A 21,366-nucleotide genomic window follows, 5' to 3' on the forward strand; every position below is an offset into this window, starting at 1 on the left:
GTGGCTGCCGGATAATGCCTAACCTTATGAGATAGCCGCCCGTTTCTCTGGCAGAACCATGACCGAACTCGTGCTTACGCTTATCAGTGCTGCGCTGCTTAACAACTTCGTGTTGCACTGGCCCCTGGGCGTCGATCCGCTGCTGGCGGGCAGTCGTCGCCAGGTGCATGCGCTGGGACTGGCGACGTTGTGCCTGATGCTGGTTGTGGGCATAACCGGTTACGTGATCTGGCATTGGCTACTGGTGCCGCTTCATCTTGAAGCCCTGCGGCTGTTCGTGTTTCTGCCATTGAGTGTGTTGCTGATCGCACCGCTGCTGAAACTGTTGTCCGGCGGCTTTCCCGGTCTGCCTTTCGACGGGCTATGGCCATTGTTGCTGGGCAATGCCGGAGTGCTCGGGCTGGCACTGATCAACGCGCAAAACGATCAAGGCCTGCCGCAGGCAATAGCGCTAAGTCTTGGCGCCGGGCTGGGTTTCTGGCTGGTGCTGGGCCTCTTCAGCGATTTGCGCGAGCGCACGGCCGACAACGATATTCCCCTGCCCTTTCGTGGCCTGCCGATTGATCTGATCGGCGCCGGACTGATCGCAGTGATTTTTCTCGGATTCAGTGGACTGATCAAAACATGAGTCTGATTCAACGCATCGATGCCCTCCTGCCGCAGACCCAATGCGGCAAGTGCGGTCATCCCGGATGCAAACCGTACGCACAAGGCATCGCCGAGGGCGAGCCGATCAACAAGTGCCCGCCGGGCGGTGACGAAACCATCGCGGCGCTGGCTGAACTGTTGAAAGTGCCGGTGCTGGAACTGGACATCAGTCGCGGCTCGGCACCGCCGCAAGTGGCGTTTATCCGTGAAGCCGAATGCATTGGCTGCACCAAGTGCATTCAGGCCTGCCCGATCGACGCGATCGTCGGCGCGGCGAAACTGATGCACACGGTCATCGTCGACGAGTGCACTGGTTGCGATCTGTGTGTCGCACCGTGCCCGGTGGATTGCATCGAAATGCATCCATTGTCGCCGGGCACGTTGCCGGTGGTGGGCGGCCTCGCCGTCAGTCTCGACGAGCAGCGCGCGCGCGCGGCCAAACGCGATCACGCGCGTCAACGCTTCGAGCGCCGAAACGAGCGCTTGCACCGCGAAGAACAACAGAAACAGGCTGAGCGTGAAGCGCGGGCGAAACGGGCGGCGCAGCCTCAAGTGACCGCCACCGATCCGGTGCAGGCAGCACTGGAACGCGTGCGTGCGCAGAAAGCCGCCACCGTTGACGCGGCGCTGAAGAAAGCCAAAATCGATGTAGCGATGAGCCGCGCGCAATTGCACAAATCGTTAAAAGCCTTCGGTCATCCACCGACGTTCGAGCAGCAGGCACAATTGATCGTGTTGCAGCAGCAGTTCGAAGCGGCTGAGGAGGCCTTGGCGAAACTTGAAAGCAGCGCCCCGCCTGCCCCGGCAGTCACGGCCTCGGCGAAAGATGCCGACTTGAAACGGGCAAAAATCCAGTTGGCAATGCGTCGTGCCGAACTGAAAAAAGCCCAAACCGCCGAAGCGGCGCCCGAACAGATCGCCGCGCTGGAACAAGCACTGCGCGATGCCGAACAGGCCCTGCACGCCGCCGAAGCTACAAGCGATCAGCCGTTGCCTGACCTGGTGCGCGTCGAAAAACGCCCGGTCGACAGCCAGCTTCGCCAGTTGAAAACCGAATTGGCCTACGCCCGCGCCGACCTCAACAAACTCGAACGGCGCGCCGACACGCCCACCGAAATCCTCGCCAAGGCCCGCGCCCGTCTGCAAGACGCCGAGCGCCAGGTGCAAGATCATGTTGCCCCTTGAGGCACCGGACAATCGCCTGCAACAGGCAATGAAGTTGGTGCTGCTGGCCGCTTTGCCGGGGCTGCTCGCACTGTTCTGGCTGTACGGTTGGGGGATGTTGATCAATCTGATTCTGGCGGCCACCACAGCATTGATTGTCGAAGCAGCGGTCCTGCACCTGCGTCGACAGCCCCTGCAGCCTGCGCTGAGCGACGGCAGCGCGCTGGTCAGTGCGACATTGCTGGCTGCTGCCCTCCCACCTTATTGCCCCTGGTGGCTGACGGTAACGGCCATGGCTGCGGGTCTGCTGTTCGGCAAGCACGTGTACGGCGGCGTCGGCAAAAACCCGTTCAATCCGGCAATGCTCGGGTTTGCCCTGGCCATGGTGATGTTCCCGCAACCGATGACCCATTGGCCGGCTCATGGCCTGGATCTGACGGCAACGTTTCAACAAGTGTTCGGCGCAGGTCAGGCGCCGGATGCTTGGGTCCAGGCCACCGTACTGGACAGCCTGCGCATCAATAAAAGCCTGACCATGGACGAGTTGTTCACCAGCAATCCAGGCTTCGGTCGATGGGGCGGACACGGTGTGGAATGGGTGAATCTGGCGTTCCTCGCCGGTGGGGTGTTTCTGCTGCAGCGCCGCGTGTTCAGTTGGCATGCGCCAGTGGGCATGCTCGTCAGCCTGTTTGTCATCAGTCTGGTGTGCTGGAACGGTTCCGGGTCGGACTCGCATGGGTCACCGCTGTTTCACCTGCTCAGTGGCGCGACCATGCTGGGGGCGTTCTTTATCATCACTGAACCGGTCTCTGGCGCTAAGAGCGCGCTTGCCCGTCTGCTGTTCGGAGGCAGTGTCGGGCTGCTGACTTACGTGATTCGAACCTGGGGTGGATACCCGGATGGCGTGGCGTTCGCAGTGCTGCTGATGAATCTTTGCGTGCCTGCGCTGGAGCGATTTGCCGCGAGCCGCCAGTCAGAGGTGCGCCCATGAATCGCACGGCCAGCGCGTCTATTGTGCTGCTGTTGGCGGTCATCGGCGTCGCTGTGACTTATGTTGTATACCGTAGTACTGCAGCGCAAATTGCCAGCGAGCAGCACTGGATCGAAAGCCGCAAACTGCTGGATTTGCTTCCACTCGATGCCTACGACAATCAACCGCTCGAGCAGCCTTTGGCCTTGGCAGACTTGAACTTGAGCCATAGCACCTTGACGGGTGGCTATCGCGCGACCAAACGCGGCCAGACCGTCGCAATCTTGCTACACAGTCAGACCCAGGGTTATGCGGGCGCCATCGAACTGTTGATCGCCATCGATACCAACGGCAAATTGCTCGGTGTAAAAACCCTTAAACAAAGCGAAACGCCAGGACTCGGCGGGCACTTGGGTGACTGGCCGAATACCTGGCTACAGTCGTTTATCGGCACATCGAGCAAGGAGCCGACAGATGCGGGATGGGCGCTGAAAAAGGATCAGGGACAATTTGATCAAATAGCTGGCGCGACCATCACCTCGCGCGCAGCCATCAGCGCGATCCATGATGCCCTGCGCTACTTCGATGAACATCGGGCCGCGCTGCTGGGGAGCGGAACATGAACCGATCAGCAGTTCTCTCGAACACTTTGATGCTGACATTGCTGCTTGGCACCAGTGACTCACTGGCAGGTGGTGTGGGGACATTATTGATGTTCGTTACTGTCGCAGGCTTGTATGGCCTGTGCATGGCTGCTTTGCGACCACGGCTCACAGAAAAAAGCGTGTTGCTCGCCAGCGTGTTGCTCGCCGCGACCCTCACCAGTTGCGCAGATCTTTTGGCGCAACGCTGGTTTCTGCCCTGGCAGCAAACCTTCGGCCTCTATGTCGGCCTGATCGCCTTGCAATGCGTGGTGCTGGAGCACAACGGTTTCTGGCGGCAGTCGTGGATCGAGCGGCTCAAACTCTGCGGCATGTTCGGCGGATTGCTGCTCGGGCTCGCCGGGCTGCGTGAACTCGTCGGTCACGGCAGTCTCGGCCGGGGACTGTTCGAACACTGGCCAGGTCTTGTTGTATTTGGCGAAGGGCTGCACCTGATCACGTTGATCCCCGGTGCTTTTATTTTGTTGGCGCTGCTGCTGGCGGCGCGTCAGGCGATAGTTCGCCCGAACTCGATATCCAAGGAAACACATCGCTCATGAATGCAGTAAAACGCCTGGAGATTTTCCGCCGCCTGCACGAAGACAACCCGGAACCGAAGACCGAACTGGCCTACTCCTCGCCGTTCGAGTTGTTGATCGCGGTGATTCTTTCGGCGCAATCGACAGACGTCGGCGTCAACAAGGCCACGGCAAAGCTGTTCCCGGTTGCCAACACGCCAGCGGCGATCCACGCTTTGGGCGTCGAGGGGCTATCCGAATACATCAAGACGATCGGCCTCTACAACAGCAAGGCCAAGAACGTCATCGAAACCTGCCGCTTGCTGGTCGAACGCCATGGCAGCGAAGTCCCGCAAACCCGTGAAGAGCTCGAAGCCCTGCCGGGAGTGGGCCGCAAGACCGCCAACGTCGTACTCAACACGGCTTTCCGCCAACTGACCATGGCCGTCGACACTCATATCTTTCGGGTCAGCAACCGCACCGGCATTGCACCGGGTAAAAACGTGGTCGAAGTGGAAAAGAAGCTGATGAAGTTTGTACCCAAAGAATTCCTTCTCGACTCCCATCACTGGCTGATACTTCATGGCCGTTATGTGTGTCTGGCCCGCAAGCCACGCTGCGGCAGTTGCCGGATCGAAGACCTGTGCGAGTACAAGGACAAAACTTCGGACGATTGACCGGCTATTGGAATAATTGATAAGTCGATTGAAAAAATCTTTTTTACCCGCCGCAGGAATATCGATATAAGGAGCGCCAAAGGCATTCTTAGCCGGGAGTTAGCTGATGAGTAGCGACAAAGAGCCACTTGATGTAGATGATGATATCGCTGCGGAAACTGAGGACACCGAACCTGTGGTCGAAGTCGCCAAGACCAATCTCAGCAAGCGCCGTACGATCGATAACCTGCTTGAGGAGCGCCGACTGCAAAAGCAATTGGCCGATTACGATTTTGATGACTGATATTTGAAAGCCTCCCGAAATGGAGGCTTTTCACTTTCTGCGGCTAGCTGAGTTCGACCGGCCCATCACCCTGTCAGCCATCGATACATTCAGACCAGACCATTACGCTGCGCCAACTCGATCAGATCAACCAGGGATCGCGCATTGAGCTTCAACAACAAGCGCGTCTTGTAGGTGCTTACGGTTTTGTTGCTCAAAAACATGCCATCGGCAATTTCCTTGTTTGTCTTGCCTCGCGCCAACTGCTGCAACACCATCATTTCCCGACCGGACAGACGATCCACCATGTCGGCTTCACTGGCATTGCCCAGACTGGTGCGGACTGTATGCAAAGCCTGATTGGGAAAATAACTATAGCCCGACAATACCGCCTTGATCGCACTGAGCAACTCGGTCAGGTCCTGTTGTTTACAGACATAGCCGGCCGCTCCCGACTGCATACAGCGCATTGAAAAGTGCCCGGGAGCCTGGGAGGTCAACACCAGAACTTTAATAGGCATGGCCGTCGTAGTCAGGCGCGCGATAACTTCCAGACCATCAAGCTTTGGTATTCCAATATCCAGAATGACAATATCCGGCATTTGTTCTCGAGCAAGTTGTAACGCATCCACACCGTTATCAGTTTCTGCGATGACTTCGTAGCCATGACGTTCCATCAGCATACGTACCGCAAGACGAATGACAGGGTGATCATCCACGATCAGCACTTTATTCATGGGCAAGTCCAGTTTCGCTGTTCGAATTTTTAGAACACGCACAATAGCCCAGTCACTTGCTCTATGGCATGCCAGTGTTAACACGCACCTGCATCGAGAGACATACCCTACAGTCATTGCGGACTATTCCTACAAAAAGCCGCTACCCCCAGTAAACATCCGACGTTATTTCCTCCTCCACTCACGGAAATATTTCGCTTCTAACTTGTTACAGACTACGACTAACGACACAGAAATCATGCCTTGTCGCTGAGTTTCACTATGCCCGAACGGCCATGGCACGTGCAAATCTGCGCTCGGCCGAGAACTTTGATTATCAACCCGAAACACCATGCAACAGCCGACACACCAACCTCACAACTTCAAACCCGCTATAAACACTTGAAACAAGATATTTATACCTAACACAATACTTTTGCTATAAATACAAGTATTTGAAAGCCGACTACCAAGCTACTCAATCCACACATACTTACCACCAACGAGACAGATCAAACACAAGAGTACAAGCATGCTGAAAATAAAAAACAAAATCACTAACCCAATGACGGTAATTGCCATATTTGCAGCCATTTCGGAAACATCAGCCGCCATTTCGCTGCCTTTTCTAGACAACAAGGACAGAGAGATCTACGTATGGTTTCTGATCAGCTTTCCGTTCTACTTGCTGTTTCTATTTTTTATAACTTTAAACTTTAACTACCGCTCCCTCTACTCACCCTCGGACTTCGGCAAGGACAAAAACTTTCTTAAAGTAATCGATAACAACGATCGCGAGAACAAACGAAATACACCGCCCTTGGAGCCAGCCACACAAGGGGCATTTGGACTATCAAGTTGTATCGTGCCCAGCGAGTCAGGCCCAACCGAATGCAAGGACGCGTGCAAAGTCCACAACGCGCCTGACCCGCCATCGGCCATCAACTCAAAACCGAACCTGATTGTTCAGCACAACATTCAGTTGCCCGCGTGGGTCAGTGACCTGCACCTCATCGACGTTCGGGGTGTCGATGCATCGAGAGAGTTAGCCACGATTCTGGAAAACATCCGGAACCTGGACCGGAAAACTCCCCGGGTGGTGGTGTTTCTTTCCAATCATGTATCGGATGTTTTACTGACGCAGCATTCATTGCTGAAGATCAGGCACGTCAGGAAAGGCTCAGGCAAAACGATTTGTATTGTTTATAACCTTTGCGCACAGGCGGTAACGCTGCTGGGACGGGCATGAAAGATGAGTCGTAGCCACAGATGCCAAGATCAGGAACAGGCTTCAATCAGACGCAAACAAAGAATCATGCAAAAAGGGCGGCCTTGTCTCGATGACAAGGCCGCCCTTTTCATTACGCTTCAGACCAGAACGCTTAGAACAGCTTGCGGCCCTTGTTGGCAGCAATGCGCATGCGCAGCGCGTTGAGCTTGATGAAGCCCGCGGCATCAGCCTGGTTGTAAGCACCGCCGTCTTCTTCGAAGGTCGCGATGTTGGAATCGAACAGCGAATCGTCGGACTTGCGGCCGGTAACGATCACGTTGCCTTTGTACAACTTCAGGCGCACAACGCCGTTCACGTTGACCTGCGAAGCGTCGATCATCTGCTGCAGCATCAGACGCTCTGGGCTCCACCAGTAACCGGTGTAGATCAGGCTGGCGTATTTCGGCATCAGCTCGTCTTTGAGGTGAGCGACTTCGCGGTCCAGGGTGATCGATTCGATGGCGCGGTGAGCGCGCAGCATGATGGTGCCGCCCGGGGTTTCGTAGCAGCCACGGGACTTCATGCCGACGTAACGGTTTTCGACAATGTCGAGACGGCCGATACCGTGAGCGCCACCGATCTTGTTCAGCGTCGCCAGCACGGTGGCCGGAGTCATTTCGACGCCGTCCAGTGCAACGATGTCGCCGTTGCGGTAGGTCAGTTCCAGGTATTGCGCTTTGTCAGGAGCGTTCTCCGGGGAGACGGTCCATTTCCACATGTCTTCTTCGTGCTCGGTCCAGGTGTCTTCCAGCACGCCGCCTTCATAGGAGATGTGCAGCAGGTTGGCGTCCATCGAGTACGGGGACTTCTTCTTGCCGTGACGCTCGATCGGGATCGCGTGCTTCTCGGCGTAGTCCATCAGCTTCTCGCGGGACAGCAGGTCCCACTCGCGCCAAGGCGCGATCACTTTCACGCCTGGCTTAAGCGCGTAGGCACCCAGTTCGAAACGCACCTGGTCGTTACCCTTGCCGGTGGCGCCATGGGAAATGGCGTCAGCGCCGGTTTCGTTGGCGATTTCGATCAGACGTTTGGCGATCAGCGGACGCGCGATGGAAGTACCCAGCAGGTACTCGCCTTCGTAAACGGTGTTGGCGCGGAACATCGGGAACACGAAATCACGCACGAACTCTTCGCGCAGGTCGTCGATGTAGATTTCTTTGACGCCCATGGCCTGAGCCTTGGCGCGGGCCGGCTCGACCTCTTCGCCTTGACCGAGATCAGCGGTGAAGGTCACCACTTCACAGTTATAAGTATCCTGCAGCCACTTGAGGATCACCGAAGTGTCCAGGCCGCCGGAATACGCCAGAACGACCTTGTTTACGTCCGCCATGCCATCACTCCACGGGGTTCTACGGAAAGCCGAGGAGTCTACCGCCCAAACGCGATAATTTACAGAGGCGCGACAGCTTAAGACGACAAAGCGACAGAATCTGTCGAGAGCGCGACGATGACCGGCGGGTCAGGAAGTCGCCGCAGTATTGGCTGGCGTGCTCGCTTGCGGTGCCGGAGCCACGACCGGCGCCACGCGCGCCAGTTTGACATTGACCCGACGGTTCTTCGCGCGATTGGCCGCGTTGGTGTTCGGCACAATGGGATATTGCTCGCCATGGAAACGCACGGTGATCTGCGATTCCTGAATGCCGTTGGCCTTGAAGAAGTCGACCACCGCCAGCGCGCGGCGGCGCGACAGTTCACGGTTGGTCAGGCGATTACCGCTGTTGTCGGAATGGCCGTCGAGTTCGATGTGATTGACCGTCGGATCGGCCTTCATGTATTCGAGCATCACTTGCAGCTTGGCTTTAGCGGCAGGATCCAGGTCAACGCCTTCGCCGGGGAAGCCAATCTGCGACTGTTTGATCTGGTCGAAATTCTGCGGCAGCAATTTCGCCACACATGTCTGGTAATCGTTGAAGGCTTTGCTGAACTTGACCGGCAACAGGCGTACTTCAGAGACACGGCCATCGCCTGAAGCACGCCGTACGACCGGGCTGCGCCCGTCCAGCAGGCCGCTGATCAAACCGCCGGCCTGGGACTGCGAACTGCTGAACAAGACGTTGCCGCTGCCGAGCCTTACAGAACCCAGATTGATGTCACCACGGCCCGGCTGCCAAGGCGCAGCCGCTGCCAGCAACGTTGCAGAGCCGCCGCCGAGCATGGCGTTGTAGGCGTTCAGACGGAATATCGCCTGCTCGCCGGCCTTGCGCACGAACTCACCCGAGCCGAAATCAGTGATCGGTTGGGTCAGACGACATTCGAACTTGTCGCCGGCGACCGTCCACTCAATGTTCTCCAGACGGGTCTGGTACGTGAGCGCCATCGCCGGAAGGCTGGCAAACACACTGAGCAAGGCTAAATAACGCTGGCGCACGGGAGGCTCCATTGGCTTCTGAAACACAAAGACCGATTCACACTATGTTTACGGCATACCTACGGGATATCGGAAGGTTCCGGCAAAACTTGATAGCGAGTGCCTGCAAGAGTCTTTTCCGGTAGCATTCGCCTCAGTTTGACCCGCCTGGAATCCCCTCATGTCCGACCGCCTGACCCTGCTGCGTCCCGACGACTGGCACATTCATCTTCGCGATGGTGCCGTGTTGACCAATACCGTTGCCGATGTTGCGCGCACTTTTGGCCGCGCCATCATCATGCCCAACCTGGTACCACCGGTGCGCAACGCCGCTGAAGCCGACGGCTATCGCCAGCGGATTCTCGCTGCCCGCCCGGCCGGCAGTCGCTTCGAACCGCTGATGGTGCTGTACCTCACCGACCGCACCCAGCCCGAAGAAATTCGTGAAGCCAAGGCGAGTGGTTTTGTGCACGCAGCCAAGCTGTACCCGGCCGGCGCGACCACCAACTCCGATTCCGGGGTAACCAGCATCGACAAGATCTTCCCGGCACTGGAAGCCATGGCCGAAGTCGGCATGCCGTTGCTGATCCACGGTGAAGTCACCCGTGGCGATGTCGACGTGTTCGACCGCGAAAAGATCTTCATCGACGAGCACATGCGCCGCGTGGTCGAGCGCTTCCCGACGCTGAAAGTGGTGTTCGAACACATCACCACCGGCGACGCCGTGCAGTTCGTCAACGAGGCTTCGGCCAACGTTGGCGCGACCATCACCGCGCATCACCTGCTGTACAACCGCAACCATATGTTGGTGGGCGGGATTCGGCCGCACTTCTATTGCCTGCCGATCCTCAAGCGCAATACGCACCAGGAAGCCCTCCTCGACGCCGCCACCAGTGGCAGCGCGAAGTTCTTCCTCGGCACCGACTCGGCGCCGCACGCCCAGCACGCCAAGGAAGCCGCTTGCGGCTGTGCCGGCTGCTACACCGCGTACGCCGCCATCGAGATGTACGCCGAAGCCTTCGAACAGCGTAATGCGCTGGACAAACTCGAAGCCTTCGCCAGCCTCAACGGCCCGCGTTTCTACGGCCTGCCGGCGAACACCGATCGCATCACCCTGGTTCGTGAAGAATGGACCGCCCCGACCAGCCTGCCGTTTGGCGAGCTGACCGTTATCCCGCTGCGCGCCGGTGAAAAACTGCGCTGGCGCCTGCTGGAGGAACACGCGTGAGTGAAGACCATTTCGACGACGAACTGGACGGTCAAAGTGGTGGTGGCGGTTCCCGTCACCCGATGGCAGCACGCTTTCGCGGCTACCTGCCGGTTGTCGTTGACGTAGAAACCGGCGGCTTCAACTCGGCCACCGATGCGTTGCTGGAGATTGCTGCGACCACCATCGCCATGGATGAAAAGGGTTTTGTATACCCGGATCACACCTACTTCTTCCGTGTTGAGCCTTTCGAAGGCGCCAACATCGAAGCAGCAGCGCTGGAGTTCACCGGAATCAAGCTGGACCATCCACTGCGCATGGCTGTCAGCGAAGAAACCGCGCTGACCGACATCTTCCGTGGCATTCGCAAGGCGCTGAAGGCCAATGGCTGCAAGCGCGCGATTCTGGTCGGGCACAACAGCAGCTTCGACCTTGGCTTCCTGAACGCAGCCGTTGCGCGTCTGGACATGAAACGCAACCCGTTCCACCCATTCTCCAGCTTCGACACCGCGACGCTGGCTGGTCTGGCATACGGTCAAACCGTACTGGCGAAAGCCTGCCAGGCCGCCGACATCGATTTCGACGGTCGTGAGGCGCACTCGGCGCGTTATGACACCGAGAAAACCGCTGAGCTGTTCTGCGGCATCGTCAACCGCTGGAAGCAGATGGGCGGCTGGGAAGACTTCGACGACTGATTGATGGTTGTCGGGTGAATCCCGCGCATAAAAAAACCGGCCACGTGGGCCGGTTTTTTTGTTTAATGCTTATAGAGCTTAAATTCTCGATCAATCCACACGACATAAAAAATCCGATGGCTCTTGTATCCCACCATCGCTACACGTTCAAAAGCCCGAAACACAAGCAATCTGACATCACCTGTCAAAAAAGCAGGAATTCCCACTTTCAGACTGTTTCTCTCAATTGTTTCACAGCCATATCGATGCCTATGCTCTCTGCGCAATTCTCTCCACGGCATTCTTCCCAGAATCCTCAGACGCTCAAGCATTTTCGACCGTTCGACGGCCTCGCAATCTTGAATGCACCAGCCATTCTGCAAATACTCAAATGAGAAAACCGGAGGTCGCGCTTCCGATGAATCTATTTCGATAGTGGACGTCCGTGCCGTTACTGTAATTGCCGCATCGCGCTCCCTGCGTTTGAACTTGGCCATTTCAGTTCACCAAATGCTCCCGGAAATACTCCTCCATCTCACAGGCGGGAATTTCTCGGCTGAACTCCCCTTCCTTGAAGTTTCTACGCCAAGGGGCTTCTTCATGCGTCAACTGACGTAGTTTCCACGCCGAAAACTGGCCATAAACGTCGAATACTTCGTTGAGCAGACTTTGTTGTTTGGCACTGAAAAGATCTGGATTGAAATCACTTGGAGGAGGAATGGCACTCGATCCAAATTGGCTGAATCTTCGATACAGATCCGGAACCACCGGCCCGTGCATCCACGCCTCCAGCTTTTCAGGGAAGAGAGCCTCACCAAGGACGGCCAGACTGAACCCTTGAGCGTAATAAACCATTTTTTGAATCTTGAGGTTGGATATCTCGCCCTCATGCCCTTCCAGGCAGAGGAAATAATCCGCAACGTCCAAGCTACTCGGCATTTGAATCCCCTTCTGCATCATGCAATCCATTGCACCGTCCTTACTGAAGTGAGGCGCGATTCAGGACAAGGCAGTCGCCTTCGTACCCCGTTATCGCTCGAGCACAACCCTATCCAGCCACTGTTCACTCATCCAGTATTTTTTCCGAACATTTGAAACAAATGATGCCGAGAGGCTGTTTCAATTAATTCTCCGCATAAAAAACCGGCCACGTGGGCCGGTTTTTTGTACCTCGACGTTGCGCCTTACAGGGCTGCAGCGTTCTCGGTCAGGTAAGCCGCAACGCCTTCTGGCGAAGCGTTCATGCCTTTGTCGCCTTTTTTCCAGTTGGCAGGGCAGACTTCGCCGTGCTCTTCGTGGAATTGCAGAGCGTCGACCAGACGGATCAGCTCTTCCATGTTACGGCCCAGCGGCAGGTCGTTGATGATCTGCGAACGGACAACGCCTTTGTCGTCGATCAGGAACGCGCCACGGAAAGCCACGCCGCCTTCGGATTCAACGTCGTAAGCCTTGGCGATGTCGTGCTTCATGTCGGCAGCCATGGTGTATTTCACCTGGCCGATGCCGCCATTGTTCACTGGGGTGTTGCGCCATGCGTTGTGAGTGAAGTGCGAGTCGATCGACACAGCGATCACTTCAACATTGCGAGCCTTGAAGTCGGCCATGCGGTTGTCCAGAGCGATCAGCTCGGACGGGCAGACGAAGGTGAAGTCCAGTGGGTAGAAGAACACCAGGCCGTATTTGCCTTTGATGGCCGAGGACAGGGTGAAGCTGTCAACGATCTCGCCATTGCCGAGTACGGCCGGGACGGTGAAGTCAGGGGCTTGTTTGCCTACGAGTACGCTCATTGATATCTCCTGGTGTAAAAACTTGAAGTTCAGGGTCCGCGCCAGCCTGCCACCCTCAGGCGACAGCCCTGTGACACGAACCCCCTTCGCAAGGGCCGACCATCATACACTGCGAATTTGGCCTGTCCTTAACGGTTTTTCAAAGCAGGCGCAGAACGGCGCCGCATTTACGGGGCCAGGCAAAACGCCAGCAAATACCGTTCGTCAGTCACGGCTGAGAATCAGCAAAAGCCTTCCGAAAGCACTTTGACAATCATTCTCGTTAACATTAAGATCCATCGCAATTGAGTCACAACCAGCGACGGTTCTCACTTATGTATGTTTGTCTCTGCACTGGCGTCACCGACGGACAGATCCGCGATGCGATCTATGAAGGTTGCTGCAGCTATAAAGAAGTCCGCCAGGCCACCGGCGTCGCCAGCCAATGCGGCAAATGCGCGTGCCTTGCCAAGGAAGTCGTTCGCGAAACCCTGACCAAGCTGCAAACCGCTCAGGCTGCGATCCCCTACCCCGTAGAATTTACCGCCGCTTGATTGCCCCCCATTTCAAAGAACCGGACTTATGTCCGGTTTTTTTATGCCTGTAAATCAACTGCTTAGCACCCAGACGCGGAACACAAACATTCTTATTCCGATTAATTTTCATATATTATTCAATAACTTAGGTTTGACACTTATAAGTACGAAGCTCAAACTCCGCCGTATATACAGCTAATACAGGGCAGGACTCCGATCATGAAAGGCGACATTACAGTCATCCAGCATCTCAACAAGATCCTTGCCAATGAGCTGGTCGCGATCAATCAGTACTTCCTGCATGCACGCATGTATGAAGATTGGGGCCTGAACAAGCTCGGCAAGCACGAATACAAAGAATCCATCGACGAGATGAAACACGCAGACAAGCTGATCAAGCGCATCCTGTTCCTCGAAGGCCTGCCGAACGTGCAGGACCTGGGCAAGCTGCACATCGGCGAGCACACCAAGGAAATGCTGGAGTGCGACCTGCGTATCGAGAAGACCGGCCATGCTGACCTGAAGACCGCAATCGCCCATTGCGAAACCGTTGGCGATTTCGGCAGCCGTGAACTGCTCGAAGACATTCTCGAATCCGAAGAAGAACATATCGACTGGCTGGAAACCCAACTGGGCCTGATCGACAAAGTCGGTCTTGAGAACTATCTGCAATCGCAGATGGGCGAAGAGTAGGAGCTGCCGAAGGCTGCGATCTTTTCAGATTGCACCGGCAACTTGCAGTAACTTTTCGAACCCACTAAAAAGCCCCGCCCTCTTTCGAGTGGCGGGGCTTTTTATTGGCTGAAGATCAAAAGATCGCAGCCTCGTTTCACTCGACAGCTCCTACACAAGCAGCAGCTGTCGCATGAAATCTGGCCGATCAGGCTTCGGACTTGTTCGCCGCTGCCGCTTCAACAGCCGCCTTGATGGTGCTTTGCAGCGAACCGTCTGCAGCCATCTCGGTCATGATGTCGCTACCGCCGACCAGTTCACCGCCGACCCACAGTTGCGGGAAAGTCGGCCAGTTGGCGTACTTCGGCAGGTTGGCGCGGATTTCCGGGTTCTGCAGGATGTCCACGTACGCAAACTTTTCGCCACAAGCCATCACAGCCTGCGCAGCTTTCGCAGAGAAGCCACACTGTGGGGCATTCGGCGAGCCTTTCATGTAAAGCAGAATGGTGTTGTTGGCAATCTGCTCTTTAATCGTTTCGATGATATCCATGGAGCACCTCGGCTGAACTTTCCGACTCATGGGTCGGCACGGTGACGCATTGTAACGGAATCCCGAGCGCCATGCTCGGTCTCCCCGACGGTCACATTCAGGCCGCCGCCACCGTCACCGGCACACCATTAAGTGCGGCGTTACCCGACAGCTCATCTAGCTGGCATTCATCGGTCAGATCGTTTGCGCTCGACCCGGGCTGACTGCTGGCAATCGCCATTTGCACGCCCGGCCGCGCATGCCCCCACCCATGCGGCAGGCTGACCACGCCTTTCATCATGTCCAGACTGCCGAGCACCTCGACCTCGATCTGCCCCACCCGCGAGCTGACGCGAACCAACTGACCATCGTTAAGCCCACGGCTGGCGAGGTCATCCGGATGCATCAGCAGTTGATGGCGCGGCTTGCCCTTCACCAGACGGTGATAGTTGTGCATCCACGAGTTATTGCTGCGCACATGACGACGGCCAATCATCAACAGCTCATCGGCGGCCGGCGCCTGCAATGCGGCAAAGCGTGCGAGGTCAGCAAGGATCTCTGGCGGAGCAGCCTGCACGCGCTGATTCGGCGTTTTCAGGCGCGCAGCCAGGTTCGGCTTCAACGCGCCCAGATCAATCCCGTGGGGATGATCGAACAACGTCGCCAACGAAAGCTTCTGTTCGGACGCGTCACCGTACAGGCCCATGCGCAGGCCCATATCGATCATCTTCGCCGGTGGCATGGTCGGTTTCAGTTCCTTGCCAGTCTTCTCGGCAAAGGCCTTGGCCAGGCCCACGAAGATCTCCCAGTCATGCAAGGCGCCCTCGGGTTTGGCGAGGATCGCGCGGTTGAAGCGGGTGACGTTGCGCACCGCGAACAGGTTGAACGTCGTGTCGTAGTGATCGTTTTCCAGCGCCGAGGTCGACGGCAGAATCAGGTCGGCATAGCGCGTGGTTTCGTTGATGTACAGGTCGACGCTGACCATGAACTCCAGGCCATCCAGCGCCTGCTCCAGTTGCCGCCCGTTCGGCGTCGACAACACCGGGTTGCCAGCGACGGTGATCAGCGCACGAATCTGGCCCTCACCTTCGGTAAGCATCTCTTCGGCCAGGGCCGAGACCGGTAGCTCGCCGCCGTACTCGGGACGCCCGGAAACGCGACTCTGCCATTTGTTGAAATGCCCGCCCGAAGTCGACGCCACCAGATCCACTGCGGGCTCAGTGCACAGTGCACCGCCGACGCGATCAAGATTACCGGTGACCAGGTTGATCAATTGCACCACCCAGTGGCACAAGGTGCCGAAGGCCTGCGTCGAAACGCCCATGCGCCCGTAGCACACGGCACTCGGCGCGGCGGCGAAATCCCGGGCCAGTTGGCGGATCTGCTCGGCAGGAACCGCACACAACGGGCTCATGGCTTCAGCGGTAAACGCAGCGACAGCGGCGCGCACGTCATCCAGCCCATCGACCGGCAAATGACTTTCGCTGGTCAAGCCTTCGCTAAACAGGGTGTTCAGCACACCAAACAACAACGCTGCATCGCCCCCCGGACGCACGAACAAATGCTGATCAGCCATGGCCGCCGTCTCGCTGCGCCGTGGATCGACAACCACCACTTTGCCGCCGCGCGCCTGAATCGCTTTCAAACGCTTCTCGACATCCGGCACGGTCATGATGCTGCCGTTGGACGCCAGCGGATTACCGCCGAGAATCAGCATGAAGTCGGTGTGATCGATATCTGGAATCGGCAACAGCAACCCATGGCCGTACATCAGATAACTGCTCAGGTGATGCGGCAACTGATCGACCGAGGTCGCCGAGTAGCGATTGCGCGTCTTCAGCAACCCCAGGAAATAATTGCTGTGGGTCATCAGCCCGTAGTTATGCACGCTCGGGTTGCCTTGATAGACCGCCACGGCGTTCTGGCCATGACGGTCCTGGATGGCCGCCAGCTTCTCGGCCACCAGCGCAAAAGCCTCGTCCCACTCTATCGGTAGCCATTCGCTGCCCACACGGCGCATTGGCTGGCGCAGGCGATCAGGATCGTTCTGGATGTCTTGCAGGGCCACAGCCTTGGGGCAAATGTGTCCACGACTAAACGTGTCGAGCGCGTCACCCTTGATTGAAGTGATCGCGACGTTGCCCTCGGTTTCGGTGGTTTCGATGGTCAGCCCGCAAATGGCTTCACACAGATGGCAGGCACGGTGATGGAGAGTCTTGGTCATGGCCAGTCTCTGTCTTGTTCTGGGCAGGCATTCACGCCCGCGGGAACAAAACTATGGCCCCGGCGCCGATCCTGCGCCAGCGACGTTCGTCCTGTGAATCGGCGGTTATCAGGCGAGCCGATAAACCGCCATGATCAGTTCGACGGCAGCTGAGGCGGTGCGGCCAGCTGAATCTCCTGAATGGTTTCAATCTGCTCGTGGGCGACATGTACGCCGGTGAGCTCGCCGATCAATCGCCAGTGTTCGTCGAGCCCGGCACTGATGGTCGCCATGCGATCGATCATGTGGCGGCCGGCACTCTTCACCACTTCGTCTTCGCTGCGCAGCAGTTCGAATGACATTGAAGTGACTGAGGCGGTGAGATGGGTCAGTGAGCGAGCCGTGTGGCCCAGCAGTTCCATTAACAGTTTTTCTTTCGATTCCATGCGGAGGCTTCCTGCGTCGCTCGAAACTTATTTATAACCCAGCACTTTGCTTTAGCAAATGTTTCAGCCTGAGCATCCGACCAAGTGATGGCATGGCGCCACGGTCGTAAACCGACCCAAGCGACGCGATCCCCGCCACGCCGCATTGCCAAGCCCTGCAAGGCCAGTGTACAAAGAGGCTCGCTGCTGTCCTGAACCCGGCTTCAAATGCGCGACTGCAACATTCAGTGCGCCCTCCGAATCCCGCAAAAACCGTAGCCTATTGGAAAAACGCGACATTTAGTGTCAATATCGCGCCTTCCCCTATTTCGTCGCCCCGTGCGGCTTACGCCGCAGGTCTCGCCCGTTGTTCCGTTAAACAAGGCTTTGAGCATCTGCGGTTTGTAGCAAAAGGTAGTCAATGATGAGCGCAAGGCACTTTCTCTCCCTGATGGATTGCACGCCCGAAGAGCTGGTCAGCGTGATCCGTCGAGGCGTTGAGCTCAAGGACCTGCGTAACCGCGGCGTACTGTTCGAGCCTCTGAAAAACCGCGTGCTGGGGATGATCTTCGAAAAATCCTCGACCCGCACCCGGATCTCGTTCGAGGCCGGCATGATCCAGCTCGGCGGCCAGGCAATCTTCCTGTCGCCGCGCGATACCCAACTGGGCCGTGGCGAGCCGATCGGCGACTGCGCCATCGTCATGTCGAGCATGCTCGATGCGGTGATGATCCGTACCTTTGCCCACAGCACCCTGACCGAATTCGCCGCCAACTCGCGCGTGCCTGTGATCAACGGCCTGTCCGATGACCTGCACCCGTGCCAGTTGCTGGCCGACATGCAGACGTTCCTTGAACACCGTGGCTCGATCCAGGGCAAAACGGTCGCCTGGATCGGCGACGGCAACAACATGTGCAACAGCTATATAGAAGCGGCAATCCAGTTCGACTTCCAGTTGCGTGTTGCCTGCCCGGAAGGCTACGAGCCAAATCCTGAGTTCGTCGCCAGAGCCGGCGATCGCGTGACCATCGTCCGCGACCCGCAAGACGCCGTGCGCGGCGCGCATCTGGTGAGCACCGACGTCTGGACTTCGATGGGTCAGGAAGAGGAAACTGCCAAGCGCCTCAAGCTGTTCGCGCCGTTTCAGGTCAACCGCGCCCTGCTCGACCTCGCTGCCGAGGACGTGCTGTTCATGCATTGCCTGCCGGCGCACCGTGGCGAAGAAATCAGCCTCGACCTGCTTGATGACCCGCGCTCCGTCGCCTGGGATCAGGCAGAAAACCGTCTCCACGCACAGAAGGCCCTGCTCGAGTTCCTCGTTGAACCGGCATATCACCACGCATGAGTCATGAATTACTGCTGAACCTGCGCAACCTCGCTTGCGGCTATCAAGATCAACGTGTGGTGCAGAACCTCAATCTGCACCTCAACGCCGGTGACATCGGCTGCCTGCTCGGCTCGTCCGGCTGCGGCAAGACCACCACCCTGCGTGCCATTGCCGGATTCGAGCCAGTGCACGAAGGGGAAATCACCCTCGGTGGCGAAACCATTTCCAGCGCCGGCTTCACCCTCGCCCCGGAAAAACGCCGGATCGGCATGGTGTTTCAGGACTACGCACTGTTCCCCCACCTGAGCGTCGCCGACAACATTGCCTTTGGCATTCGCAAGCACCCAAACAAGGAACGCGTCACCGAAGAGCTGCTCGAACTGGTCAACCTGAAAAACCTCGGCAAGCGCTTCCCGCACGAGTTGTCGGGCGGCCAGCAACAGCGCGTCGCACTCGCCCGTGCGTTGGCGCCAGAGCCGCAATTGCTGCTGCTTGATGAGCCGTTTTCCAACCTCGATGGCGAACTGCGGCGCAAGCTCAGCCATGAAGTACGCGACATCCTCAAGGCGCGTGGCACCAGCGCAATTCTGGTGACCCACGACCAGGAAGAGGCTTTTGCCGTCAGCGATCACGTTGGCGTGTTCAAGGAAGGTCGACTGGAGCAGTGGGACACGCCGTACAACCTGTATCACGAACCGGCAACGCCTTATGTGGCCAGCTTCATCGGTCAGGGTTACTTCATTCGTGGTCAGCTCGGCAGCCCGGAATCGGTGCAGACCGAACTGGGTGAACTGCGTGGCAATCGAGCCTATACGTGGCCGATTGGCGGCGCGGTGGATGTGTTGCTGCGCCCGGATGACATTGTTTATGCACCGGACAGTGGGTTGAAAGCGCGGATTGTCGGCAAGACGTTCCTTGGCGCTTCGACGCTGTATCGCCTGCAATTGCCAACGGGTGCGCAGCTGGAATCGATTTTCCCCAGCCATGCGGATCATCAGGTGGGTGCGGAGGTGGGGATTCGGGTTGCCGCTGAGCATCTGGTCTTGTTCCAGGCTTCCGGCAGCACCGCCGCACAGATCCCGGCAGTGGAAAACGGTGTTCGCCGCTACAGCGCTGCGCTCTGATCCAACACGATTCTCCTTGTAGGAGTGAGCCTGCTCGCGATAGCGGTGTGTCAATCAACAAATATATTGACTGACACACCGCTATCGCGAGCAGGCTCACTCCTACAGGTTTTTGCATCAACCCAAAATCAGGGTGCCGCTCGCAACCAGCGTCGCATTGCCGCCAATCTTCACCCGCTCACCTTCCAACCGACAGAACAGCTCCCCACCCCGCGCCGAGCGCTGGCAGGCGGTCAGGCTCGACTTGCCCAGACGCTTGGACCAATACGGGATCAGGCTGCAATGCGTCGAACCGGTCACCGGATCCTCATTGATGCCAATCGCCGGCGCAAAATAGCGCGAGACGAAGTCGTGCTGATTGCCGCGCGCGGTGACGATCGCGCCCAGCCACGGCAATTTGGCCAGCGCGACCATGTCCGGCTTGCAATCAAGCACCGCCTGCTCCGACTCCAGCACCACAAACAGTTCGTTGGAGCCGAGCACATCCACCGCCTCGACCCCCAGCGCTCGCTCGACATCCAGCGTCACGCCAATTTCCGAGGGCACGATCGACGGGAAGTCCAGCCACAAACGGCCCTCTTCACGGCTGACACTCAACGGCCCGGACTGGCTGGTAAAGTCGATACGCTCGGCGCTTTCCTTGTAGATCTCGAACAGCACATAAGCACTCGCCAACGTGGCGTGCCCGCACAACGGCACTTCAGTGGTCGGGGTAAACCAGCGGATATGCCAGGCCTGACCTTCGCGCACCAGAAATGCGGTTTCCGCCAGATTGTGTTCGGCGGCGATCTTCTGCATCAGCTCATCCGCGAGCCACGTCTCCAGCCGATAAACCATCGCCGGATTACCACTGAACGGCCGATCACTGAACGCGTCGACCTGATGAAACTCGAGCTGCATAACTTTCTCCCTGAGTCAGTCGGCAGAGGATGCAGCCACGCCGTGATCAGCGCCAGTGACAGAACCCATCATTTTTTACATACAGCATTAATGACTAAGGACGGCCGATGTCGGCAAATTTGGCCTGGGTGTGTTCGGCGAGCACTGCGGGCGCCAGTTCCACTTCCAGGCCACGCCGGCCGGCGCTGACATAAATAGTCGCAAAACCCTGAGCCGAGTTGTCGATAAAGGTACGCAGGCGCTTCTTCTGTCCCAACGGGCTGATGCCGCCCAACAGATACCCGGTGGAGCGCTGAGCGGCTGCCGGGTCAGCCATCTCGACTTTTTTTACGCCAGCGGCATGGGCCAGACCTTTGAGGTCGAGGCTTCCGACGACCGGCACCACCGCCACCAGCAACTCGCCTTTTTCACTGGCCGCGAGCAGGGTTTTAAACACCTGTGCCGGTTCAAGTGCCAGCTTCTCTGCGGCCTCAAGGCCATAGGACGCGGCCTTCGGGTCATGTTCGTAACTGTGCACGCGATGTTCGGCACGAACTTTTTTCAACAAGTCCAACGCAGGGGTCATGGCAGCTCCAGGCTCGGCAATGGCAAAAAAAACCTCCGCCGGATTCTAGGTGATCAGCCTTCAAAAGGCTCTATCCCAAGCCACGATTCCCGCGGCTCGCAGACATTCAGCGCACGTTGTCGCACCTGGGCCACAAAGGATCATTCACCCAGCGAATAGTTTTATTGTGACCGACGGTTCACTTTCGACCTTTGACAGGTTTGTTTCTTGTCTATATTTTTTCGA

The 21,366-nt window shown here is 57.5% G+C and carries 25 protein-coding genes; 14 read left to right on the forward strand and 11 right to left on the reverse strand.

Annotated elements, in window-relative coordinates:
* Positions 1 to 58: 58 nt before the first annotated feature.
* From BMY54_RS07035 to BMY54_RS07065, 7 genes are all read left to right on the forward strand, one after another.
* The gene (locus BMY54_RS07035; protein ID WP_093430568.1) at positions 59 to 628 is read left to right on the forward strand and encodes an electron transport complex protein RnfA; all 570 of its coding nucleotides are present in this window, start codon (positions 59 to 61) and stop codon (positions 626 to 628) included.
* On the forward strand, positions 625 to 1,833 hold the full coding sequence (rsxB, locus tag BMY54_RS07040) for an electron transport complex subunit RsxB (RefSeq protein ID WP_093430569.1): 1,209 nt from the start codon (positions 625 to 627) through the stop codon (positions 1,831 to 1,833). The genes BMY54_RS07035 and rsxB overlap by 4 nt, the downstream gene beginning before the upstream one ends.
* On the forward strand, positions 1,820 to 2,803 hold the full coding sequence (locus BMY54_RS07045; RefSeq protein ID WP_093430570.1) for an RnfABCDGE type electron transport complex subunit D: 984 nt from the start codon (positions 1,820 to 1,822) through the stop codon (positions 2,801 to 2,803). The genes rsxB and BMY54_RS07045 overlap by 14 nt, the downstream gene beginning before the upstream one ends.
* Positions 2,800 to 3,405: an RnfABCDGE type electron transport complex subunit G gene (locus BMY54_RS07050; RefSeq protein WP_093430571.1), complete on the forward strand. Its 606-nt coding sequence runs from the start codon at positions 2,800 to 2,802 to the stop codon at positions 3,403 to 3,405. The genes BMY54_RS07045 and BMY54_RS07050 overlap by 4 nt, the downstream gene beginning before the upstream one ends.
* Positions 3,402 to 3,983: an Rnf-Nqr domain containing protein gene (locus tag BMY54_RS07055; RefSeq protein ID WP_093430572.1), complete on the forward strand. Its 582-nt coding sequence runs from the start codon at positions 3,402 to 3,404 to the stop codon at positions 3,981 to 3,983. Before BMY54_RS07050 ends, BMY54_RS07055 begins: the two co-directional genes overlap by 4 nt.
* Entirely contained in the window at positions 3,980 to 4,618 is a 639-nt protein-coding gene (gene nth / locus BMY54_RS07060) for an endonuclease III (protein ID WP_093430573.1), read from the forward strand. The genes BMY54_RS07055 and nth overlap by 4 nt, the downstream gene beginning before the upstream one ends.
* 106 nt (positions 4,619 to 4,724) lie before the next feature.
* A complete protein-coding gene (locus BMY54_RS07065; protein WP_093430574.1) occupies positions 4,725 to 4,901 on the forward strand; it encodes a PA3496 family putative envelope integrity protein in 177 nt (58 codons plus the stop codon).
* A gap of 89 nt (positions 4,902 to 4,990) precedes the next feature.
* Here BMY54_RS07065 and BMY54_RS07070 read toward each other — a convergent pair whose 3' ends face one another.
* Positions 4,991 to 5,617: a response regulator transcription factor gene (locus BMY54_RS07070; RefSeq protein ID WP_064119001.1), complete on the reverse strand. Its 627-nt coding sequence runs from the start codon at positions 5,615 to 5,617 to the stop codon at positions 4,991 to 4,993.
* 511 nt (positions 5,618 to 6,128) lie between these two features.
* Between BMY54_RS07070 and BMY54_RS07075 the strand changes: the two genes are divergently transcribed.
* Complete coding sequence (locus tag BMY54_RS07075; RefSeq protein ID WP_093430575.1) at positions 6,129 to 6,845, forward strand: hypothetical protein; 717 nt, start codon at positions 6,129 to 6,131, stop codon at positions 6,843 to 6,845.
* 133 nt (positions 6,846 to 6,978) lie between these two features.
* On the opposite strand, the gene BMY54_RS07080 is transcribed toward BMY54_RS07075, so the two are convergent.
* Both BMY54_RS07080 and BMY54_RS07085 read right to left on the reverse strand, forming a co-directional pair.
* On the reverse strand, positions 6,979 to 8,196 hold the full coding sequence (locus BMY54_RS07080) for an argininosuccinate synthase (RefSeq protein ID WP_007916658.1): 1,218 nt from the start codon (positions 8,194 to 8,196) through the stop codon (positions 6,979 to 6,981).
* 129 nt (positions 8,197 to 8,325) lie between these two features.
* Positions 8,326 to 9,234 (reverse strand): flagellar protein MotY, encoded by a 909-nt coding sequence (locus BMY54_RS07085; RefSeq protein ID WP_093430576.1) that lies wholly within the window; start codon positions 9,232 to 9,234, stop codon positions 8,326 to 8,328.
* A 160-nt stretch (positions 9,235 to 9,394) separates the two neighbouring features.
* On the opposite strand from BMY54_RS07085, the gene pyrC reads away from it, so the two are divergent.
* Positions 9,395 to 10,441, forward strand: a complete 1,047-nt coding sequence (pyrC, locus tag BMY54_RS07090; protein ID WP_093430577.1) for a dihydroorotase — start codon at positions 9,395 to 9,397, stop codon at positions 10,439 to 10,441.
* Entirely contained in the window at positions 10,438 to 11,115 is a 678-nt protein-coding gene (rnt, locus tag BMY54_RS07095) for a ribonuclease T (RefSeq protein ID WP_007916667.1), read from the forward strand. The genes pyrC and rnt overlap by 4 nt, the downstream gene beginning before the upstream one ends.
* A 62-nt stretch (positions 11,116 to 11,177) precedes the next feature.
* Here the strand turns inward: rnt and BMY54_RS07100 are convergent, their stop codons facing one another.
* The 3 genes from BMY54_RS07100 to BMY54_RS07110 all read right to left on the reverse strand — a co-directional run bounded on the left by BMY54_RS07100 (position 11,178) and on the right by BMY54_RS07110 (position 12,881).
* The gene (locus tag BMY54_RS07100; protein ID WP_093430578.1) at positions 11,178 to 11,591 is read right to left on the reverse strand and encodes a hypothetical protein; all 414 of its coding nucleotides are present in this window, start codon (positions 11,589 to 11,591) and stop codon (positions 11,178 to 11,180) included.
* Position 11,592: 1 nt separating this feature from the next.
* Positions 11,593 to 12,063 (reverse strand): Panacea domain-containing protein, encoded by a 471-nt coding sequence (locus BMY54_RS07105; RefSeq protein WP_093430579.1) that lies wholly within the window; start codon positions 12,061 to 12,063, stop codon positions 11,593 to 11,595.
* Between the two features lie 215 nt (positions 12,064 to 12,278).
* Complete coding sequence (locus BMY54_RS07110; RefSeq protein WP_003227723.1) at positions 12,279 to 12,881, reverse strand: peroxiredoxin; 603 nt, start codon at positions 12,879 to 12,881, stop codon at positions 12,279 to 12,281.
* Positions 12,882 to 13,195: 314 nt separating this feature from the next.
* On the opposite strand from BMY54_RS07110, the gene BMY54_RS07115 reads away from it, so the two are divergent.
* Complete coding sequence (locus BMY54_RS07115; protein ID WP_093430580.1) at positions 13,196 to 13,414, forward strand: bacterioferritin-associated ferredoxin; 219 nt, start codon at positions 13,196 to 13,198, stop codon at positions 13,412 to 13,414.
* 201 nt (positions 13,415 to 13,615) lie between these two features.
* Positions 13,616 to 14,089: a bacterioferritin gene (gene bfr / locus BMY54_RS07120; protein WP_007916671.1), complete on the forward strand. Its 474-nt coding sequence runs from the start codon at positions 13,616 to 13,618 to the stop codon at positions 14,087 to 14,089.
* A gap of 187 nt (positions 14,090 to 14,276) precedes the next feature.
* Here the strand turns inward: bfr and grxD are convergent, their stop codons facing one another.
* From grxD to BMY54_RS07135, 3 genes are all read right to left on the reverse strand, one after another.
* Positions 14,277 to 14,618, reverse strand: a complete 342-nt coding sequence (gene grxD / locus BMY54_RS07125) for a Grx4 family monothiol glutaredoxin (protein WP_016773402.1) — start codon at positions 14,616 to 14,618, stop codon at positions 14,277 to 14,279.
* 97 nt (positions 14,619 to 14,715) lie between these two features.
* The gene (locus BMY54_RS07130; RefSeq protein ID WP_093430581.1) at positions 14,716 to 16,821 is read right to left on the reverse strand and encodes a molybdopterin oxidoreductase family protein; all 2,106 of its coding nucleotides are present in this window, start codon (positions 16,819 to 16,821) and stop codon (positions 14,716 to 14,718) included.
* A 134-nt stretch (positions 16,822 to 16,955) separates the two neighbouring features.
* Positions 16,956 to 17,246 (reverse strand): hypothetical protein, encoded by a 291-nt coding sequence (locus BMY54_RS07135; RefSeq protein ID WP_016986650.1) that lies wholly within the window; start codon positions 17,244 to 17,246, stop codon positions 16,956 to 16,958.
* Positions 17,247 to 17,649: 403 nt separating this feature from the next.
* On the opposite strand from BMY54_RS07135, the gene argF reads away from it, so the two are divergent.
* Positions 17,650 to 18,570: an ornithine carbamoyltransferase gene (argF, locus tag BMY54_RS07140; RefSeq protein ID WP_093430582.1), complete on the forward strand. Its 921-nt coding sequence runs from the start codon at positions 17,650 to 17,652 to the stop codon at positions 18,568 to 18,570.
* Complete coding sequence (locus BMY54_RS07145; RefSeq protein WP_093430583.1) at positions 18,567 to 19,676, forward strand: ABC transporter ATP-binding protein; 1,110 nt, start codon at positions 18,567 to 18,569, stop codon at positions 19,674 to 19,676. Before argF ends, BMY54_RS07145 begins: the two co-directional genes overlap by 4 nt.
* Before the next feature lie 117 nt (positions 19,677 to 19,793).
* Here the strand turns inward: BMY54_RS07145 and BMY54_RS07150 are convergent, their stop codons facing one another.
* Together BMY54_RS07150 and ybaK are read right to left on the reverse strand one after the other, a co-directional pair.
* Complete coding sequence (locus BMY54_RS07150) at positions 19,794 to 20,576, reverse strand: PhzF family phenazine biosynthesis protein (RefSeq protein WP_093430584.1); 783 nt, start codon at positions 20,574 to 20,576, stop codon at positions 19,794 to 19,796.
* 94 nt (positions 20,577 to 20,670) lie between these two features.
* Positions 20,671 to 21,141: a Cys-tRNA(Pro) deacylase gene (gene ybaK / locus BMY54_RS07155; protein WP_090285884.1), complete on the reverse strand. Its 471-nt coding sequence runs from the start codon at positions 21,139 to 21,141 to the stop codon at positions 20,671 to 20,673.
* Positions 21,142 to 21,366: the final 225 nt, after the last annotated feature.

The sequence above is a fragment of the Pseudomonas sp. ok266 genome, from assembly GCF_900110195.1.
Classification (GTDB): Bacteria; Pseudomonadota; Gammaproteobacteria; order Pseudomonadales; family Pseudomonadaceae; genus Aquipseudomonas; species Aquipseudomonas neuropathica.

Excerpts from the sequence above, each read along its gene's own strand:
- BMY54_RS07035 (WP_093430568.1), top strand. The coding sequence starts at position 59 with ATGACCGAACTCGTGCTTACGCTTATCAGTGCTGCGCTGCTTAACAAC.
- nth (WP_093430573.1), top strand. The coding sequence starts at position 3,980 with ATGAATGCAGTAAAACGCCTGGAGATTTTCCGCCGCCTGCACGAAGAC.
- BMY54_RS07075 (WP_093430575.1), top strand. The coding sequence starts at position 6,129 with ATGCTGAAAATAAAAAACAAAATCACTAACCCAATGACGGTAATTGCC.
- BMY54_RS07150 (WP_093430584.1), bottom strand. The coding sequence starts at position 20,576 with ATGCAGCTCGAGTTTCATCAGGTCGACGCGTTCAGTGATCGGCCGTTC.
- argF (WP_093430582.1), top strand. The coding sequence starts at position 17,650 with ATGAGCGCAAGGCACTTTCTCTCCCTGATGGATTGCACGCCCGAAGAG.
- BMY54_RS07055 (WP_093430572.1), top strand. The coding sequence starts at position 3,402 with ATGAACCGATCAGCAGTTCTCTCGAACACTTTGATGCTGACATTGCTG.
- BMY54_RS07110 (WP_003227723.1), bottom strand. The coding sequence starts at position 12,881 with ATGAGCGTACTCGTAGGCAAACAAGCCCCTGACTTCACCGTCCCGGCC.
- BMY54_RS07045 (WP_093430570.1), top strand. The coding sequence starts at position 1,820 with ATGTTGCCCCTTGAGGCACCGGACAATCGCCTGCAACAGGCAATGAAG.
- BMY54_RS07115 (WP_093430580.1), top strand. The coding sequence starts at position 13,196 with ATGTATGTTTGTCTCTGCACTGGCGTCACCGACGGACAGATCCGCGAT.
- BMY54_RS07135 (WP_016986650.1), bottom strand. The coding sequence starts at position 17,246 with ATGGAATCGAAAGAAAAACTGTTAATGGAACTGCTGGGCCACACGGCT.
- BMY54_RS07065 (WP_093430574.1), top strand. The coding sequence starts at position 4,725 with ATGAGTAGCGACAAAGAGCCACTTGATGTAGATGATGATATCGCTGCG.
- BMY54_RS07080 (WP_007916658.1), bottom strand. The coding sequence starts at position 8,196 with ATGGCGGACGTAAACAAGGTCGTTCTGGCGTATTCCGGCGGCCTGGAC.
- bfr (WP_007916671.1), top strand. The coding sequence starts at position 13,616 with ATGAAAGGCGACATTACAGTCATCCAGCATCTCAACAAGATCCTTGCC.
- BMY54_RS07100 (WP_093430578.1), bottom strand. The coding sequence starts at position 11,591 with ATGGCCAAGTTCAAACGCAGGGAGCGCGATGCGGCAATTACAGTAACG.
- BMY54_RS07105 (WP_093430579.1), bottom strand. The coding sequence starts at position 12,063 with ATGGATTGCATGATGCAGAAGGGGATTCAAATGCCGAGTAGCTTGGAC.
- BMY54_RS07070 (WP_064119001.1), bottom strand. The coding sequence starts at position 5,617 with ATGAATAAAGTGCTGATCGTGGATGATCACCCTGTCATTCGTCTTGCG.
- rsxB (WP_093430569.1), top strand. The coding sequence starts at position 625 with ATGAGTCTGATTCAACGCATCGATGCCCTCCTGCCGCAGACCCAATGC.
- grxD (WP_016773402.1), bottom strand. The coding sequence starts at position 14,618 with ATGGATATCATCGAAACGATTAAAGAGCAGATTGCCAACAACACCATT.
- BMY54_RS07050 (WP_093430571.1), top strand. The coding sequence starts at position 2,800 with ATGAATCGCACGGCCAGCGCGTCTATTGTGCTGCTGTTGGCGGTCATC.
- ybaK (WP_090285884.1), bottom strand. The coding sequence starts at position 21,141 with ATGACCCCTGCGTTGGACTTGTTGAAAAAAGTTCGTGCCGAACATCGC.
- BMY54_RS07130 (WP_093430581.1), bottom strand. The coding sequence starts at position 16,821 with ATGACCAAGACTCTCCATCACCGTGCCTGCCATCTGTGTGAAGCCATT.
- pyrC (WP_093430577.1), top strand. The coding sequence starts at position 9,395 with ATGTCCGACCGCCTGACCCTGCTGCGTCCCGACGACTGGCACATTCAT.
- BMY54_RS07145 (WP_093430583.1), top strand. The coding sequence starts at position 18,567 with ATGAGTCATGAATTACTGCTGAACCTGCGCAACCTCGCTTGCGGCTAT.